The sequence below is a fragment of the Mesorhizobium tamadayense genome, assembly GCF_003863365.1.
Lineage (GTDB): Bacteria > Pseudomonadota > Alphaproteobacteria > Rhizobiales > Rhizobiaceae > Mesorhizobium > Mesorhizobium tamadayense.
Window position 1 is genome coordinate 1 of sequence record NZ_RQXT01000192.1, and the last position, 769, is coordinate 769.

Annotated in this window: 1 protein-coding gene; it reads right to left on the reverse strand. The window is 65.5% G+C overall.

Features of this window, described 5'->3' with window-relative positions:
* Window positions 1–769, reverse strand: a 769-nt coding sequence (locus tag EH240_RS37185) for an Eco57I restriction-modification methylase domain-containing protein (RefSeq protein WP_148101193.1), incomplete at both ends; no start/stop codon positions are given.

Below are 769 nucleotides of genomic sequence, written 5' to 3' on the forward strand. Positions count from 1 at the left end.
CGCATCGAGGTCGATGCCCTCTGGCTCACCGTCATAGATGGCTTCCCGAAGAAGAGAGATCGCGTCGGAAAGCGCGTGCTCGAGATCGACGCCCTGGCGCGGCAGGCAGGTGTAGGTCTCGCCGAACGGTCCGGGGGTCGTCGCATGCGTGCCGAGCACGAAATCCGGGTGGCGCGCGAACCAGCGGTTCACGCGGATGGCGCCCTCATCCTGCGTCGCCTGGCGGACGTCCTCGATGTCGAGCCAGGAGAGATCACCTTCGGGCTCGGTGAGCTTGCGCTTGCGGAAAAAGAGGATGTCGACCACGACGTCGGTGCCGGCGTCAGTTCGGAAACTGCCCTCGGGCAGGCGGATGGCAGCGATCAGGTCGGCCGCCTTCGCGATATGCTCGCGCGCGGTGCTGTCGGCCTTGTCCAAAGTGCCGGAGCTGGTGACGAAGGCGGCAAGAGCCCCCGGCTTCAGCAGATCGACCGAACGGGCAATAAAGTAGTCATGCAGCCGCAATCCCATCGACCGATACGCCCGATCGGAGCGCACTGTCCGATCCGAAAACGGCGGATTGCCGATGGCGAGGTCGAAATTCGCCGGCAGCGTGGTGTAGGCGAAATCGCCGGCGACGATCCGCGCTTGCGGCTGCAACAGCCGGGCGATACGCGCCGTGACCGGATCGAGTTCGATGCCGGTCACATGTGAGAGGTCACGCAAAGCCGTCGGCATCAGTGCCGGGAAAAGCCCGGTCCCGATGCCGGGTTCGAGCACGCGGCCGCCA